Source organism: Pseudoalteromonas sp. S554 (genome assembly GCF_005930865.1).
GTDB classification, from domain to species: domain Bacteria; phylum Pseudomonadota; class Gammaproteobacteria; order Enterobacterales; family Alteromonadaceae; genus Pseudoalteromonas; species Pseudoalteromonas marina.
This window is the reverse complement of record NZ_PNDV01000022.1, coordinates 74492-91067: the sequence shown is the minus strand read 5'-3', so window position 1 is coordinate 91067 and position 16576 is coordinate 74492. Positions and strand designations below refer to the sequence as shown.

14 protein-coding genes are annotated in these 16576 nt (G+C 40.3%); 4 read left to right on the top strand and 10 right to left on the bottom strand.

Annotation, left to right across the window (positions count from 1 at the left end; translation table 11 throughout):
* Window positions 1–21: 21 nt before the first annotated feature.
* The 3 genes from CWB65_RS05745 to CWB65_RS05735 are packed head-to-tail and all read right to left on the bottom strand — an operon-like array spanning window position 22 to window position 1788.
* A complete protein-coding gene (locus CWB65_RS05745) occupies window positions 22–534 on the bottom strand; it encodes a CC0125/CC1285 family lipoprotein (protein WP_008129297.1) in 513 nt (170 codons plus the stop codon).
* Window positions 535–559: 25 nt separating this feature from the next.
* On the bottom strand, window positions 560–1300 hold the full coding sequence (locus CWB65_RS05740; protein WP_138740117.1) for an anti-sigma factor family protein: 741 nt from the start codon (window positions 1298–1300) through the stop codon (window positions 560–562).
* Window positions 1297–1788: an RNA polymerase sigma factor gene (locus CWB65_RS05735; RefSeq protein ID WP_008129292.1), complete on the bottom strand. Its 492-nt coding sequence runs from the start codon at window positions 1786–1788 to the stop codon at window positions 1297–1299. The genes CWB65_RS05740 and CWB65_RS05735 overlap by 4 nt, the downstream gene beginning before the upstream one ends.
* 140 nt (window positions 1789–1928) lie before the next feature.
* On the opposite strand from CWB65_RS05735, the gene CWB65_RS05730 reads away from it, so the two are divergent.
* Window positions 1929–3275, top strand: coding sequence for a S8 family serine peptidase (locus CWB65_RS05730; RefSeq protein ID WP_138740116.1), 1347 nt, complete (start codon window positions 1929–1931; stop codon window positions 3273–3275).
* Here CWB65_RS05730 and CWB65_RS05725 read toward each other — a convergent pair.
* From CWB65_RS05725 to CWB65_RS05715, 3 genes are all read right to left on the bottom strand, one after another.
* On the bottom strand, window positions 3259–4212 hold the full coding sequence (locus tag CWB65_RS05725; protein WP_138740115.1) for a hypothetical protein: 954 nt from the start codon (window positions 4210–4212) through the stop codon (window positions 3259–3261). The two genes, CWB65_RS05730 and CWB65_RS05725, sit on opposite strands and share 17 nt — an antisense overlap.
* 62 nt (window positions 4213–4274) lie before the next feature.
* Complete coding sequence (locus CWB65_RS05720; protein WP_008129285.1) at window positions 4275–5156, bottom strand: hypothetical protein; 882 nt, start codon at window positions 5154–5156, stop codon at window positions 4275–4277.
* A gap of 136 nt (window positions 5157–5292) precedes the next feature.
* Window positions 5293–7530, bottom strand: coding sequence for an exonuclease domain-containing protein (locus CWB65_RS05715; RefSeq protein ID WP_008129283.1), 2238 nt, complete (start codon window positions 7528–7530; stop codon window positions 5293–5295).
* Window positions 7531–7619: 89 nt separating this feature from the next.
* Between CWB65_RS05715 and CWB65_RS05710 the strand changes: the two genes are divergently transcribed.
* Window positions 7620–8114, top strand: a complete 495-nt coding sequence (locus tag CWB65_RS05710) for a phosphatase domain-containing protein (RefSeq protein WP_008129281.1) — start codon at window positions 7620–7622, stop codon at window positions 8112–8114.
* Window positions 8115–8121: 7 nt separating this feature from the next.
* On the opposite strand, the gene CWB65_RS05705 is transcribed toward CWB65_RS05710, so the two are convergent.
* From CWB65_RS05705 to CWB65_RS05690, 4 genes are all read right to left on the bottom strand, one after another.
* Window positions 8122–8841 carry a DUF6445 family protein gene (locus CWB65_RS05705; RefSeq protein WP_138740114.1) on the bottom strand — a complete coding sequence of 240 codons (720 nt, stop codon included), beginning with the start codon at window positions 8839–8841 and terminating at the stop codon, window positions 8122–8124.
* Complete coding sequence (locus CWB65_RS05700) at window positions 8834–9574, bottom strand: SapC family protein (RefSeq protein ID WP_008129278.1); 741 nt, start codon at window positions 9572–9574, stop codon at window positions 8834–8836. The genes CWB65_RS05705 and CWB65_RS05700 overlap by 8 nt, the downstream gene beginning before the upstream one ends.
* A 38-nt stretch (window positions 9575–9612) precedes the next feature.
* Complete coding sequence (locus tag CWB65_RS05695; protein WP_008129276.1) at window positions 9613–11169, bottom strand: tryptophan halogenase family protein; 1557 nt, start codon at window positions 11167–11169, stop codon at window positions 9613–9615.
* A gap of 71 nt (window positions 11170–11240) precedes the next feature.
* Window positions 11241–14534 carry a TonB-dependent receptor gene (locus CWB65_RS05690; RefSeq protein WP_138740113.1) on the bottom strand — a complete coding sequence of 1098 codons (3294 nt, stop codon included), beginning with the start codon at window positions 14532–14534 and terminating at the stop codon, window positions 11241–11243.
* 355 nt (window positions 14535–14889) lie between these two features.
* Between CWB65_RS05690 and CWB65_RS05685 the strand changes: the two genes are divergently transcribed.
* Together CWB65_RS05685 and CWB65_RS05680 are read left to right on the top strand one after the other, a co-directional pair.
* Complete coding sequence (locus CWB65_RS05685; RefSeq protein ID WP_033025389.1) at window positions 14890–15462, top strand: RNA polymerase sigma factor; 573 nt, start codon at window positions 14890–14892, stop codon at window positions 15460–15462.
* Complete coding sequence (locus CWB65_RS05680) at window positions 15455–16549, top strand: FecR family protein (RefSeq protein ID WP_008129270.1); 1095 nt, start codon at window positions 15455–15457, stop codon at window positions 16547–16549. The genes CWB65_RS05685 and CWB65_RS05680 overlap by 8 nt, the downstream gene beginning before the upstream one ends.
* Window positions 16550–16576 lie beyond the last annotated feature (27 nt).

Below are 16576 nucleotides of genomic sequence, written 5' to 3'. Positions count from 1 at the left end.
AAGCACTTTTACCAAAAAAGCTTACTTTTGTGCTTTTTTGCTTAAGTTTTCAATTAAGTCTTGGGCGCTAAAACTGTTGTCGCTTGGCTTTATACCTTTGCCCATTTTAATATCAATTAAGGTGTGCACTTCTTTGCGTTTATCATTGTTGCTCACTTGTACGCCTACGCTGCTTGTCGGACGTACGCGTGTTTCGCAGGTTAATAAACCGCAGCTTCGCTCATATTGCTGGCTTTGTGATGCACTAATAGATGACGCGGGAGCTTGCGATTTAAACTCAACAAAGGTTTCTTTGTTGGTTACAACAAACCAGTCGTAGCCTTGTGCTTGTGTAAGCTCAGCCGCGCGTAATAATGCATAGTCACCGGCATCGGCTACGTTGTTTGACACACTTTTAAACTCTACTCGGTATTGATCGTCGCTAATTTTTTGCTCGCTATAACCTTGCGATCCATTATTTGCGGCGCGATAATCAGGTTTAGATGCACAGCCCGCCATAAGTAAAATACTGATAATTAAAATAGATGTTTTCATAGTTCACCTCGTTTTATACACATTATTATTTGTTTAACTGCCACTTTGCGCTAATTGCTTGCTGCTCTTGTGCTCTATCGAGTGGTGCGCCGCTGATCATGCTATCTATAACAGCATCTAAGTCACTGTTATTAGACGCCGTTTGATATTGCGCGCCATTGTTACTTTGCTGCGTAGCTGTTTGCGCTTTAATTTGCCAACCGCTTTGCGTTTTACAAGCAATGCTTGTTTGCGTTGTATTATTTGAGCTTAGTGCATACTGCCTACAAAGCTCACCTTGCTGATTTTTAAAACTTAGCTGTGCGCTAAATACTGAGCCATCACTTTGCTCAAACACACCACTACTTAGCTGCGTATTAAGGGCTGAAGCTGTATTGCTGGCTACTAAGTTTTGCGCCTCACTGGGTTGTAAATAGCTCGTCATTGCAATACCAAATACCACAGCTACGCTTGCTGCTATTGCTATACTTTTATTAGCCGATTGCTTAACCTTTTGCCAAAGCGTTAACGTTACTACATTACTGTTTAACGTGTTTTTTGTCGTTGCTATATCAAGCTTTGCAACCGTTTTAGCTAATGAGTCACTAAGTGGTGCGTCGTCAATACTTGTTGCGTGCTCTTTTACTAACATGTCTACTTCGCTAAATTCTGCAAGTCGCATTACTAGCTCATCATCGGTTTCAAGGGCTTTGCGCACTTGTTCCATTTCGTGCTCGCTTAGTTCTGAGTCTAAAAAGGCGCTAAGTGTTTCGTCGTTAATGTTCATACTTGCTCCTTTTTAAAGTCGGGTTTTATTAAATTATAAAGTGTACTGCGTGCGCGCGATAATTTACTCATTACACTGCCTATAGGTATATCTAGCGTATGTGCTACCTCTTTATAAGCCATGCCCTGCACTGCCACCAGCGATACTATGGCGCGTTGCTCTTCTGGTAATTGCCCAAGTGCTGTATTTACATTTTTAAGCATTTGTTTATTTTCGAGTGTTTGGTGTTCATTGCTTGTAATTGGCTCTGGTAAAATATCGGCCTGAGCCGTATTTTGCCTTACCTTGCGTGAGCGGTATTCGTCTATCCACACATTACGGCAAATTTTAAATGCCCATTTAGCAGGCTCAACGTCATCCGGAATGCCTTTTACTAATAGTTTTTCAATTGTTATTTGCACTACATCGTCTGCATCTGCTTTACTACCCGTTAGCGAATAGGCAAAACGCCTAAGCATGGGCAATAAGATTTTTATAGTTTCGTTCATTAATTTTTACCCCTTTTATAAAGAAGACGATTCAAAAAAGCATTTATTCCCAAATAATCAAAATAATTTAAATAATGAAATATTTTTATGTGTTAAACGTTAACTAACCAGCATGATAAATTTAATAGAAGTAACCCACTATGAATATTATAAACACACGCGTTAAACACATAATAGCCGCTTCGCTTTGTATATTTAGCGCAACGAGTTCAGCCAACATAGTAAGAGTCGATCAGGTGCTTGGGCAGCTAAACCCAATAGAGCAGCGTATTGAACAAACTATAGAGCGAGCACAGCGCCTGCCGCTTCCGGTGCCTGTTCCGCAAATATCGATTGATGAACTAAAAGCGCAAATAAGTGAGCCAATTAGCAGCTTACCTAATGTGCTTAACATTAATATAAATAGCCAAAACACGGCATTTGTAGAAGTGGAGCTAGAAAACGGCTTTAGAGCAATAGAGCGCCAATGGTTATTAATGGCAAATAGCCAACAACTTAATACCCTAAAGCAGCAAAATGTAACCATTGTATCGGTAAAAAATTACAACGCACTTAATATGAGCTTAGTACGCTTTAACGCCCCGCAAGGTGTTAATTCTAAAAGTGAGTTATTAAAAGTGCTTAACTTAGATGAGTCTGCAATACTTGACCGAAACCACATATACCAAGCGCAAACAGGCGAACCTACCGCAAAAGTAACGCAAAATAAGTCTGTTGCTCCTTACTGCACACAAAGCGTAAAAATTGGCATGATCGACAGCGCCATTAATACCAAACACAGTGCTTTTAAAGGCGCCAATATCACCACGCAAAGCTTTTTACCTAAAGGGTTAAGCTCGCCAAATTTACACGGCACCGCCATTGCAGGGCTAATTACAGGTAAAGGCGCAAAACTTAACCCGCTTTTAGGCAGTGCCAAGCTTTACAGTGCCGAGGTGTTTTATAGGCAATCTGAATATGCACAAGGGGCTACATTATTTGCCATAGTAGAGGCACTTAACTGGCTAGTTAGTAATAAAATCCCCGTAATAAATATGAGCCTAACGGGGCCAAATAACGCAATTTTAGAAGCAAGTATTACTGCAGCAATAAAACAAAATGGTTTAATTGTAGCTGCTGCGGGTAACCAAGGTCCGGCGTCGCAGCCGTTATACCCAGGCGCGTATAAAAGCGTGATAGCGGTAAGTGCTATTGATTCAAAAAACCACATTTATAGATGGTCAAATAAAGGCGATTACATAGACTTTGCAGCCCTTGGTGTAAATGTTGTTACAAGCCAAGGCAATGGAAAATTTGGGAGGGAGTCGGGTACGTCAATGGCGGCGCCGCATGTAAGCGCGGCATTAAGTTGTTTATTGTTAAAACATGGTAATAATAAAACCAAAGCACTTAACGAGCTTACATCGCTGGCCGTCGACTTAGGCGAGCAAGGCAAAGACGCCACCTTTGGTTATGGCGCCATTTACCCACCTAAAAGTGCACTTTAACTGACGCCGATAAAACCGACTGAGTATAGGTATTGCTACTAAGTTTTGATTGGTAATCGCCATATTCAGCCTCGGCTATTAGTGTTACGTGCTCAAACACAGCTAGGTTATAAAACGCATTAACTACATTTCGGTGCTCATCTCGCGACGGTATTTGCTCAAAAAAATCATCCGTTGTTTGCTCATCGTAATCTTTATTTTGATAACGCCAGCCTGCGCCCACTTTATTCGCTACATTTAAGGCCGTAAATTTGTGCGTAACTTTAGTAGTAAAGCCGTAGCCGTTAAAGTCGTATTGGTTGTCGTCGGCGTTTTCTTTATCGGCACTTAGCGCTGCCATTAGCATGGTTTGGCCATTATTTATAAAATGATAAAGCGCTATATCGGCACCTACACCGTCGGCATTACGTGCTTTTGCAGTAGCAAAACGTTTAGCTTTGGTTTTTACACTCATACGCAAATACGTATGCGGGTTTAAAAAATGGCCATAGTAGGCGCTGGCTTGGTTAAAATGTAAAAATGGTTCGCCATCTACATTTGCTTTTGCACCATCGTAACGAACCCCTAGCTCATGGCTATTAAAGCTATAACTGCCATCTAAACCGTATTGATGCAGGTCTAAATCGTATTGATCAAACTCATCGTAGTCTTGTTGTTCAAACTTATAGCTTGAGGTTAATTTAGTGCTTTTGGTTACTTGCCATTTTGCATTAACACCGGCTGCGGTTTTTATGCCGCTGTCGCTTTGCGACGAAATATCGTCAAGCTCCTGAACAGACAGCGCCGAGTTACTTAATACTCCAACTTCTGCATCTGCATTTAGCTCAAAGCTACTTTTAAAGGGCTTATTTTGCTCAGCTGTTTTAATGTGGTTAGTTTGTGCAAGCACCGCTTTGGCACTAAAAACACACAATGTGGCGGTTATAACTGCTTTCATATTTATTCTCCAACAGGCCGAATAGGTTTCCCCATTCGGCATTTGTGCAAGCACTTGGCGTATTAAAGGCCTAGGTCTAAATCGTTAGTAATGTTGGTTACTACTTCACTTGCGGTGCTGAGTGCTACATCGTTACTAACTTGATCAGTAACCGCTGCACTCACCTGCCCGCTAACACTTTGTTGTACTGTGCTTTGTAAACTACTAACCGTACTGTCTTGCACACTGGCAATTAAAGATTGCTGAACATTGCTTACTACTTCATTACTGGTATTAATTGCATCACCCATTTGCAGTGCAGAACTCACTGAGTTTGCAGCCGTATTAGTAATTGCTAATTGGTTTGTAAGCTCACCCGCATTAAGCGCATTAGTTGCATCAGCTTGTGTAACTGAATCGGTAGCGCTGCCCACATTTGAAAGTAAAGAGGCATCGGCTGCTGCGTCGGTAGTGTCTGGCTGAGCGCCTTGCTCAGAGGTAACAGAAAGTAATGACGACTGGCTCACAGCGGTTGTTAAATTACTCGCCGATGAGGTTAACTGCGCTGTTGCATCAAGCGCTGTATTGATTGTGGTAATGCTTGTGGTATTTAAAGACGAGGCCGATGCATTTAATGCATTATTTAAAGATGAGCTGGCAGATGCAACTAATGAATTTGCAGGCTCTGCGGCCTCGCTGCTTTCTTGCGCTGGAGTTTGCGTGTCACTAGCCGTTGAATCTGTGTTTTGCGAGTCATCAGCCGTTACTTGTGTATCGTTAGATACGTTTGACTCGTTGCTACCACTGGCTGTTAAACCATTTTGTGAAAGCGTAATAGATGAAGATGATTGTTGCTGCGCCGACGTTGACTGAGATAGTTCAATATCAGCGGCATGCACTGCACCTGTAAAAGTACACACACCGCTTAACATCATTACGCTTACAATTTTATTTAATTTAGTCATTGTTTTGTCCTCTAGTTTGTCGGATTGACATAAAGAAGACGATTTACAAAAACACTTTATTCCAAAAATAAATAATAAATTATAATAACGTTACTTAATTACTTAAGTTTCATACCCTTAAATATAAATTACTCGTTTACTGCGTTAGCGTTTCACTGTTTTGGATCAGCAATAACAGCTCGGCAGTGGCGGTAGCATCGGCCAATGCGCGGTGATGGCTGGTTAAATTTAAATTAAAATGCGCGCTAAGGTTACCAAGCGAATACGACTTTAAGCCTTTAAACGCTCTGCGCGATTCAACCACGGTGCACATTTTTGGCATTTTAAAAAAGTGCCCTGCAACCTCGCATTCTTTTTTTATAAAACCGTAATCAAAGTTTACGTTATGGGCTACAAAAATACTGCCTGCAAGTTTATCTAGTAGTGGCTGTGCTATATCGGCAAATACAGGCGCGTTGTAAACCATGCCATCGCTTATGCCGGTCAATTTAGTAATAAAGCTTGGGATATGGCGCTGCGGATTAATAAGAGTCGTCCAGGTATCAATCACTTTACCGTGCTGCACTTTAACTACGCCAATTTCGGTAATGCGGTTACCACCTTTTAAGCTGCCCGTGGTTTCTATATCAACCACGCTGTAAACACGATTAGGGTCTACAAACCATTTAACTGCGGCAATATGTACCGTAAAGCCTACATTTTTTAAATTATCAATAGTGGTAAGTTGGTTGCGCCTAAGCTTATCGCCTGGGGCTTTAACCTCTTCAAAATGTACTTGGCCATTATTAATAACCATTAAATCGGGGTAACCGTCTTTTAGCTGTAAATAGTGTTTACTCATAGCCGTTAAATGCGCAATTAACGCTTCAAGCGGACTGTTTAAAACAAGTGCTTCTAGTGGCTCTAATAAATTGCTGCGCCATCTAAATAAACCATTGGGCTGCTCAAAATACTGTGTGGCATGCTTACATACCAAATTAAGCAGCGCCTGATTAGTGCTACAGTTTTTTAAACGTGCGTTAATTTGCGTGCTTTGTGCATCATAAAAATTACCAAGCTGTAAAACTTGCGGGTAAATATCAAATTCATTACACGGCGGGTAAGGCGATTCAATAAATAACTCGTGCCAAAATACTAAGCCAAACAAGCTTTGCCATAAGGTGTTTTCGGTATTAAAAACCGTTAACCCTTTTGCACTGTAATGCTCATTTACGCCTTGCTCTACATCGCCTCGGTAAATTTCGTCAATTTCAAGCACACACTGGGTGTCGGCCAGCATAGTACTTAAGCGCGAACGCGTTTGTTTATTAAACTTACGCATTAAAAAGTCATCAGCAAAATACAGTAAATCGTCGGTGAGCGGGTTTTCTATAATTTGCTCTAGCTGCGCTTTTACCCACGCTTTATTACCTAGGCGGTATTGCTCTCTTATTTGAATTTCTTGTGCTTCGGCGTAATCGGTGCAGCCTTCAAGTAGGCTAAAAGCAAGTTCGCTATAGGTATTTTTAAGTTGTTTATACAGCCTAACCAGCAGTTTGTTTTTAATGTCGTGCGCTTGTGCGCCATGCGCCGGTTGCGCTAAAACTAAATGCGCAAGCTCGGTGTAAGGGGTTTTGTCATCAAAGGTTTCATCTTTTGTATTACCGGCTGTTTTGCCGATGTTTTTAAACGCTAAACGGTAACGATTTAAAACGTAATTAGATTGCGCCTCAGCGAGTGTATTAAAGCGCGATAAGCTCTCGCTGTGCCCTTCGCGGGTAGCGGTTAACCCTAAATCGCGCATAACAAAGCGGTTTTGATGGTTTACATCGCCACTACTTAAGCGCCCTGCAAATAAAAACTCAAAATACTCGTAATAATCTTCACGGTTATTTATCACATATTGGCTATATAAAGGGGCTAAATCATCTGCGTGAACACTAAAAAACTGACACGCAATAGTGACCAACTCCCCTTTAGCTGCGCTTTTCTTAAAGCTTACTTGCTCACTGTAATTACTGAGTAACTCCATCAGCATGGGCTTGGTTAAATGCGCTATAAGCTGCTTGTAATGCTGTGCGTTTGGCTCATATAAAATACCCGCTGTTTTTAGCGTACAAATAGCCTGATGCGGCGAGATTATTTCTTCATAATTGAGCGATTGCGCCTGCACTAAATAAGGTTTGCGCGAATACACACGCGCCAACATGCATTGGCTTTGCTCATCAAGCTGGTTAATTTTACTAATAAATTGGCTGTGCTTGGGCTCAAGTAAATGCATACATTTACTTGTTACAAACTCAATAAGCTCTCTAAAATGCGCTAAATAGTATTTTGCTGGTAATTCTTTTTTCATAACATCGCCACAACTGTATATAAAAACAGTATCTAGCATTTGTGCTTATTATTCAATCTTAAACTTGTAACTAAAACACGCTATAGTGAGTGTATAAAAGTAAATTTATTAAAAATAAAGGACTTACCATGAGCGCGCACCCATACGATGTTTTATCACTCAATAACGGCGCAAATATTATTTTTACGCCTTGCCCTGGTACAAAAACGCAAAACCTAGCGGATTCAATAGCTACATTAAAAGCCGCTGGCACTCACATGCTACTTTCGCTTATGCCGCAAAAGGAGCTTGAAAAAAACAACGTACAAACAATTAATAGTGAGTGCAAAAAGCACGATATAACCTGGTTTCATTTACCTATAAATGACGACGAAGCACCCAGACAGCCTTTTACATCAAGCTGGAACACCCACAAAACAGACATACTACAAGCCATACAGCAAAAACAAACCATTGCCATACATTGCAAAGGCGGCACTGGCCGCACAGGGTTGGTTGCTGCGCTTATTTTAAATTCAGCAGGTTACACAAAGGATGAAGTGTACAGCTTAGTACAAGGTATTCGCCCTAAAGCACTGACTATAGAGCTGCAAAAAGAGTACTTTGAGAATTTTAGCGGGTAATGAAAAACTAACGTAAAACAGCAAAGCTACTAATAGTTAAACGCCCATTAATTGGATCGCAGGCATAACCGTTAGCTGCATTTATATTCCCGGAATGCAATAAGTTGCTTGGATATATAACAACCCGGTTTAACTTTGCCTCTACACTGAAAATTTGCTCAAACAAAGCTGTACTGCCATTTATATAATGTGGGTTTTTGTGAAGCCTTTGCGCCATGGCTTGTTGCTTTATAGCTTGCCTATAAGGGATAAGTCGCTCTTTTGTTATGCGTTCATACCCCAGGGCTTTATGTTTGTAAAATGAAGTACCCCCATGTGTTTCATCACATAAAAAATGCACCATAGCAAGTTGGTTCATATTAGGTGTGTCAAAATGGGGAAGCATCTGTATTGGCCTGAGTTTATCAGGCTCTGTGCATGCAATTGAAAAGGCAGAAAGTATTACATCAAACTCGCTTTTATCTGCCATATTAAAGTGTGAATTAATAATTGGCGACAGTGCTTTTAGCTGCTCTATATAACTAAGCGGTGCTGCTTTTCTTACTCCTGGGTAAAAGTCACTTTCTTGTGCGCAAAATGTTTCTCTGGCGTTTTGAGAAAACACAGCAAAATTAATTAGCGCATCTACATTATTAACAAAATCATCAATAACAATTATTGGGGTTTGCTCTTCCCCAACAGTGTGTATGTGTAACACCATATTTTTGTTAAGTGTAAAATCAATCATCGGCTAAATTAAGCACCGCATTTTTACGCTCTATTAATGGGTATATCTGACCAAGTGAGGTTATTACTGTATAAATGGCAGGTAATAAAGCACTTTGATGTAAAAGCGTAATTTGATCACTATTAAGTTGTGAGAGCTTTTCTTGATTAATAGTGTATAGGCCGTTTAACTTTGTTTTTTTGTTATTTTCAAACGTTACTTCAAGCGATAATGGCTGTAGTAGTTCATACTTTAACAACGCATCAATTAACTTTTTATTGTCTATTTCGCCTTGTAGTAAATGCCCTAAACACTGCTTTATTTGTTTAAAATAGCCACTTTCTTCTGCGCTTTGGGTATAAATTGGTTCTAAATTATTTTCGCTTTGCGCAGAGTTATCAACTACTGCAGGGCTGTTTAAATTAATACACACAGGGTATTGCGTCTGCTGCGAATGCGTATCACCAACAAAAAATGGCTGACGCTGTAACTGAAGCGGTAAATATACGCCCTGCCACTGTGATTGCTGATAAAACAAGTTCTCATGTTGCTCAAAGCCTAATAAAGCATTGAGTGTAAACTCGCCTGTTTCTGAGTTTTTTGCAAAAACTATAGGCTGCTGAACGGCAATTTGGCTAAGCTCCACCATAACTACGGGGATCATATTAAGATTTTTAGCGTGTGATTGTGCTTTTTGTGTATCTATTTTTATATGCTGATGAGCACTTTGCTCTAATGCGACTAAATTTTCCATGCGTGTCTCTTTATTGTTTTTATGTGTAATTTTTTAAGCTAGATAACACTAAAACCATGGTGCTTAATTTTATTAAGCAGCTCTCGGTTACTAGGTAAGTTAGTGACTGCTTGATTTATCATACTCTTATTTTTATCAAACTGACTTTTAGCGAAAACAGTGTCTTTAAGCATATAGGCAGTTGTGCTGTAATCACTTTTAAAGCCCATGCCGTATAAAACATATTGATAACTGGCCGCTGGAAACACCTCATTATTACTTGTAAAGTCGTGATCAGCAGGAGCGCGGTATTGCCACAACTTCATTAGATCTTGTAAGCTTTGAGGAATCGTTTTTGGGTCTCTGTTATCACGCCAAAATGCGTTATCGTCACGGTTTGATAAAATATAATGCAGTTTTAAAAAGTCGATTATTTTTTCCCACCTATAGGTAAATGTCTCGTTAAAGCGTTTGGCGGTAATATCCATAATATCGCGGGTCTGGGGGAGTTGTTCGCTTATCATTTGCGCTGACATTTCTACTAATACCAATGCAGAGGCTTCAAGCGGCTCTAAAAAACCAGCTGAAAGCCCAACCGCAACACAGTTGTTCTGCCAAAAGTGTGAGCGGTGGCCGCTTTTAATAGGGATTTTTCTAATTGTTAACGACTCTATTTTATCGCCAACATACGCTTTGAGATTTTCTCGTGCTTGAGCTTCGCTACTATATTTACTCGAATACACATAACCTACACCACGGCGGTGCTGTAATCCTATATCCCATATCCAACCTGCTTCTTGCGCTGTTGAGATTGTGTGGGATGCAATACACTCATCTTCATTATCATAAGGGACTTGCACTGCTAAGGCGGTATCAATAAATAGCACGTCATCGCACGGCTTAAAAGGAACCTCATAATGCTCGCCTAATAACAATGAAGAAAAGCCGGTGCAATCAACAAATAAATCACCGCTAATTTCACCTTGTTGCTTTGTGGTAACGCTTGCAATATCGCCATTTTTAGCACTATTAACCTGTGTTACATCAGCCAAAATATGTTTAACACCAAGTTCCTGCGTGCAATGTTTTTGTAAAAAAATGGCAAATTTTGCAGAGTCTAAGTGGTAGGCATAGTTGGCTATAGCTGCGTATTCTGGTGTGCGAATAGTTTTAGGGGCAAGTCCTTGCTCACAAATAGCTTCTTGGTAACACACTGCGTTTGAAAAAGACGTTGACTCAGCGGCGTTATTTAACCAGTGGCCAGCCATATCTGTTTTTGAAAAGCCCTGTGGCAAAACTAATGGGTGATAATAAAAATCATCCTCGGAGCCATCCACCCACTTGGCAAATTTTGCTCCTTGCTTAAAGCTTGCTTCACACTCGCGTATAAAATCAGTTTCGCTAATACCAAGTGCTATTAATGTACTGCGCATGGTAGGCCAAGTACCTTCCCCAACACCTATAATTGGTACATTTGGAGACTCAACGAGAACAACATTAAGGCCATCCGGGGTATTACTTTTGTGGTGCGCCGCTAATCGTCCGGCTGTTAGCCAGCCCGCTATACCACCACCAACGACAACCACTGTTTTTATTTTTTTATTTTGCTGGTTCATACTTGTTACCTATAAAGGCATAGTTAAAAAGTGGCTATTACTAAATGTAAAAGCCACTTTATTAATTAAAGTTAAAAACTACCGCGAATACCTAACGCAAAACGTCGTCCGCTATCTTCAACCAACAATAATTGATTAGAAAAACGACCACGCTTGTGCACGTATTCTTCGGTTAAGTTAATACCTTCAAAAAATACCGATACATTTTCGGTAATGTCATAGCTGCCGCTAGCATCAAGTTGTGCGTAATCTTCCACAATTGTCACACCATCACCATTTAGCTGTGTAAGTGACTGTACAAAGCTATCGCGCCAGTTATAGGCTAAACGCGCTTGAAATGGTCCATTCTCATAAAAGCCAACCACATTATAAGAGTCGCTTAAGCCTGTTAATGCAAAAACTTGAGTTATATCTGCAGAGTCTAACTCTGCATCGCTGTCTACAAATGTTGCATTAACCATAAATCCAAAGCCACTATCAAAACTATGTTGTAAGGCGACTTCCCAGCCATCAACAATCGCCGATTCGCTATTATTGGGCAATGTATTAGTGAATACAGCCGTCGAGTCGGCAGCATCAGGGTTGTCTACATCGTTACCTGTAGAGGGGTCAGTTAACAATCCGCCGCCAGACAATTCAAAAGTTAAGTCTTCGGTCGTATTAATAATGAAGTTAGCAACATTTTTTCTAAAGTAACCCGCAGATAAATAACTGGCATCAGCGTAATACCACTCCAACGATAAATCTAAGTTATCAGAGGTAAATGGCTCAAGCGCTGGGTTACCAGAGCTTGATGTTAAATTGCCGCCTTGACGAGTTGTTTCAATAACTGTTACAGGCGACATACTATCGAGCGTTGGCCGTGTAATTGTTTGTGATACCGCAGCACGTGCTATTAGCTCATCGTTTATTTCAAGCTTTACACTAAAGTTAGGTAAAATCGCTTCGTAATCTGAACTTGCTGAGATATTTTCTACAGCGCCAAAGTTAGCGAGCATTTCTGTTTTATCTAGAATGGTTAACGCACTAACCGGCTCATCGGTCCCCTTTACGTTTACATCAGTGCTTTCGTATCTAAAGCCCGCTGTTGCGTATAAAGGCATGCCTGCAAGCTCAGCTTCAAAATCAAACTCAGTATAAAACGAGAACGTATCTTCAGTTATCTCAAACGACTTATTACGTTTAACTGCATCAAAACTAATAGGTTGACCATTCGCTGCAGCTATTTGCTCAAGGTACGCAAAGTTTGCCTCACCATCATGTGCAAGCCATGACGTTGGCATACGACCGCTGCCGCTCACATCAGATAAAAAGTCATCTCCTGCGTCAAATACAAATTGCGCTAAACCATCCATACTTGGGTCATCTGGGTAACCACAAAAAGTACAGTGAATACCAACACCTTCGTTATCCCAACGATCAAGGTTTTTAGTTTCAGTTGAATACATAGCACCAAACTTGACCGAAACTAGGCCTGAGCTACCATCGTTATGCCAAATGCTATCCCAACGAAACTGATCCACGGTATCTTCTACAGCCCAACCACGGCGTAGCATTACATGTGCTCGGCTATTGGCTGTATCTAAATAGTTTGATACGCCATCAGGTGTAACTGCAGGGTTATAAGCAACACCGTCCAGCTCTTGCTGGCCGCTATAAATGTTAGGGTTAGCAGAGGCAAACTCACTCGCATAAGGTAAAATACCGCCATCCACTTCAAATCGAACTCGATTAGCATAGCCAATCAACGATAACTGATCCCCGCCACCATTATTAGCCTCACGCTCAGCCTTTGAGTGGCTTAAATCAAATTTCATATTTAAATTATCGTTTACATGCCAATCAAAGTTTAAACCTAATGCGCTAGAGCTTGTTAAGCGATCAAACTTTTTAGCGTGCATATCAGTAGCAAGGCCTACCTCTTGATATAAATCAACCACAGTACCATTTTCATCAACAGTAGGTCCTGCAGCCCCGCCAAAGCCTTCTATGTTTGGCGCTGTAAACCAATGCCCGTATGACGTGGTGTCTGCTTCTACATCGAAATCAGAATAAAGCCCATCAGCTGTTATGACTAAATCATCTGAGGGTGCATACTGTATAACTAAATTTGCATTAGTACGTGTACGTGTTTCTGTTGTTACTTTATGATCATAGTTACGCGGCGAAAAAATATTACCGGTGTATGCTTGCCCGCTTTGAGTTTGCGGGTTTGGGACGCCTACATTTTCTAACCAGCCATCTACCTGCGCCTGGTTTAAGCGTGTTTCGCGCTCTTGGCGAGAAACAGCAAATAACACACCCAGTGTGTCATCATTAAACGTATTGCTGATTAACCCAGATATCTCAGGTGTGGTTTCTTCACTATTTTCATCGTAAATACCCTTAACACTTCCCGCAACTTTAAAGCCATTAATAGCAAATGGGCGCGCTGTATTTACATTGACTGTTGAACCAATACCACCTGACTGCTTTGTGGCTGTTGAGGTTTTAAATACGTCTAAGCTTTTAACCAGCTCTGATGCAATGGTATCAAAACTAAAGGCACGGCTTTGATTTTCAGAGGCCATTTGGCGTCCATTTACGAGCACTGTATTAAACTGAGGGCCAAAACCACGTACTGTAATGAGCTGCCCTTCACCGCCTGAACGGTCTATTGAAACCCCTGTAATACGCTGTAAAGACTCAGCTAAATTTGTGTCAGGAAATTTACCAATATCTTCAGCTGAAATGGAGTCAACCACGCCACCCGCTTCTCTTTTGGCATCCATAGCTCGGCCAAGCGAGCCTCTAATTCCGCGTACTTCAATTATTTCTGGTTCTTGTGCTGCTGTCTCTGCTACTGCAGGGAGCGTTGCCATTGTGCTTAGTACAGCTAGTACAGCACTCGACACGCCATTTTTTTTATAGTTAGCCATGTTGTCAGTTCTCTCGAAGCTTGGATCTATTAAAATAGATATTTGCCCATCTTCGCTAACATGCGGTTGCAACCCTGTGCCATCGAGTAAAATCTGTAATGCGTTTATTATTGAATACTCGCCAGCAATAGTATTTGTTTGTAACTGCTGAATTTTATCCAGCGGAAAAAGCAAAGTAATATCGGCTTGCTCGGCAAAATTTATTAGCGATAAATCGGCCCTTTGTCTGGGAATATTAAACACTGCTTTGTCGTTTACAGGGCTCGCTTTTAACTCGGTGGTGAATAAGCTAAAAACCAGCACATAAATTGGTAAACAAAGCGGCAAATGCACATATTCCTTGTGTATAGTTTTTGGCCATACACTGAACAAAGACGAGTGACTTTTTATTTTCCTCCATAAATATTTTTTATTTTTTTTAAATAAATTATTTTTTTGACTTGCCATGCTAATTTGTTTTTGCCTTGATTATTTTTATTGTTAGCGCGTTTACTTGTATTTTTAAACGATTAAAAATACAGTCCAAATTGCCATTTTTTACTTATTAATTAAAAAGTTAAAGTTTTTAAAATGAATAATCAGTACCTGGTGAGGTATTTGTAATGAAAAAAACTGTAGTACACTTCGCCATTACATTACAAGCTTTATGCCCCGTGCGGTTAATGAACATTAAATTTAAAAAATAAAATGCTGATTTATTTTTTAAATTTAATGGCGGATTTTTTCTTACCATTCGTCTTAGTTTGTAGTGGCAAAACAATAACAATAATTGCCGTAAACACACACACGAGACACACACTAAATGACGAAAGACACACTTTTTTATAAGGTCTATTTGGCCTCGCGCAAAAGTCTCTCAAATGTAGTTGCACGCATAGTGCCGCCACATGAAATTGAAGATATAGTGCAAGAAACTTATGTGCGAATTTGTCAGATTAAAAACACTGAAAACATAAGCTCACCAAAATCTTTTATTTATAAAACGGCGCGAAATTTAGCGCTCGATTACCAAAAGCAAGCCAATATACGCCTAGTCGATGGGATCGACAACATGGAAGCGTTAGAGCAACTCTTAGCGGAGCATCAGCAAGACGAAATGTATGAAAAAGCACTAACCGATAGTGAGTTTTCTAATTTTTGTGAAGCCATACGGCTTTTACCTGTGCAGTGCCGCAAAGTGTTTGTATTAAAAAAAGTGTATGGTTATTCGCAGCGAGAAATTGCTGCTCAATTAAACCTTAGTGAAAGTACCGTGGAAAAACATATAGCAACAGGCATGAAACGTTGTACGCAATTTATGCGTCAATCTAAAAAAAGTGTTTATGAGCAACCAAATACTTCTTCCCAGCTAAATGCAGGAGGTAGGAATGACTAATATTCATCACATAAACGAGCGAAACACTAGCGACGATTCGCGCCTTGATGAAGCCAGTGAGTGGCTGGCTAAACTTGATCGTGGATTGACTAAATCTGAAGAGCAAGCGCTAAAGCAATGGTTAGCACAATCTTATAAAAATGTAGAAGTGTTACTTGAGGTAGCAAAGCTGTGGGATAAAATGGACGATCTCAGTCGTTTGTCAGATTTATTTCCACAAACACCAATAAAACAAAAACGTCTCCCTATGTGGTTGGGTGCAACTGCTGCTTCTATTTTATTAGCTGTTGTACTTAGCCTTTTTCAAGAAGCGTTTAACTTTTCATTTTTTTACCCAGTTAATCAGTCAGCAGTGGTTGCTAAACAACTTAATTTTCAAACCGACGTAGGTGAAAGTAAGGACATACTGCTTTCTGATAAAAGCAAAATCACCTTAAACACAAATAGCTTCGTTCAAGTGAGGTATACCCAACACTCTCGCGTAATAAATTTACTGCGTGGCGAAATTCATATAGACGTAGCTCACGATAAAACGCGTCCTTTAAGTGTTATCGCTGGTGATAAAGTTATTCAGGCTGTTGGTACTGCATTTAATGTAGAAGTAGGTCAAAAGCAAATAGAACTCATTGTGACAGATGGCAAAGTCCTTGTTGCAGAGCAAAAAGCCGAATCGTTACCCAACCTTTCCCTGGGGACTAATAAACAAGGACAGTATTTATCAAATAATTCAACTTCGGTGTCAAAGGGAGAAAAACTTGATTTAAGCTTTAAAGGTAAAATTGCTAAAGCGGTCGAAAAAGTTGATCCTATGGATGTAGCCGCTAGATTATCGTGGCGCAAAGGTAGCTTAATATTTAGAGGTGAATCACTTGCTGAAGCAATGGCTGAAATCAGCCGCTATACAAACATAGATTTTGAGCTTTCAGAAGATGACCGTCTCAAACAAGTACAAGTAGCTGGCATGTTCAAAACGGGCGATATTAAAGGACTATTAGAAGTATTAAACAATAATTTTAATATTGATTATGAGAGAGTTAGCCCAGATAAAATTCGCCTAAAATACGCTGCACCACACGTCTCAATTTAGTAAAGTACACAATAATAAAAACCAGGA

Coding starts and splice junctions, on each gene's coding strand:
- CWB65_RS05745 (WP_008129297.1), bottom strand. CDS start 534: ATGAAAACATCTATTTTAATTATCAGTATTTTACTTATGGCGGGCTGT.
- CWB65_RS05740 (WP_138740117.1), bottom strand. CDS start 1,300: ATGAACATTAACGACGAAACACTTAGCGCCTTTTTAGACTCAGAACTA.
- CWB65_RS05735 (WP_008129292.1), bottom strand. CDS start 1,788: ATGAACGAAACTATAAAAATCTTATTGCCCATGCTTAGGCGTTTTGCC.
- CWB65_RS05730 (WP_138740116.1), top strand. CDS start 1,929: ATGAATATTATAAACACACGCGTTAAACACATAATAGCCGCTTCGCTT.
- CWB65_RS05725 (WP_138740115.1), bottom strand. CDS start 4,212: ATGAAAGCAGTTATAACCGCCACATTGTGTGTTTTTAGTGCCAAAGCG.
- CWB65_RS05720 (WP_008129285.1), bottom strand. CDS start 5,156: ATGACTAAATTAAATAAAATTGTAAGCGTAATGATGTTAAGCGGTGTG.
- CWB65_RS05715 (WP_008129283.1), bottom strand. CDS start 7,530: ATGCTAGATACTGTTTTTATATACAGTTGTGGCGATGTTATGAAAAAA.
- CWB65_RS05710 (WP_008129281.1), top strand. CDS start 7,620: ATGAGCGCGCACCCATACGATGTTTTATCACTCAATAACGGCGCAAAT.
- CWB65_RS05705 (WP_138740114.1), bottom strand. CDS start 8,841: ATGATTGATTTTACACTTAACAAAAATATGGTGTTACACATACACACT.
- CWB65_RS05700 (WP_008129278.1), bottom strand. CDS start 9,574: ATGGAAAATTTAGTCGCATTAGAGCAAAGTGCTCATCAGCATATAAAA.
- CWB65_RS05695 (WP_008129276.1), bottom strand. CDS start 11,169: ATGAACCAGCAAAATAAAAAAATAAAAACAGTGGTTGTCGTTGGTGGT.
- CWB65_RS05690 (WP_138740113.1), bottom strand. CDS start 14,534: ATGGCAAGTCAAAAAAATAATTTATTTAAAAAAAATAAAAAATATTTA.
- CWB65_RS05685 (WP_033025389.1), top strand. CDS start 14,890: ATGACGAAAGACACACTTTTTTATAAGGTCTATTTGGCCTCGCGCAAA.
- CWB65_RS05680 (WP_008129270.1), top strand. CDS start 15,455: ATGACTAATATTCATCACATAAACGAGCGAAACACTAGCGACGATTCG.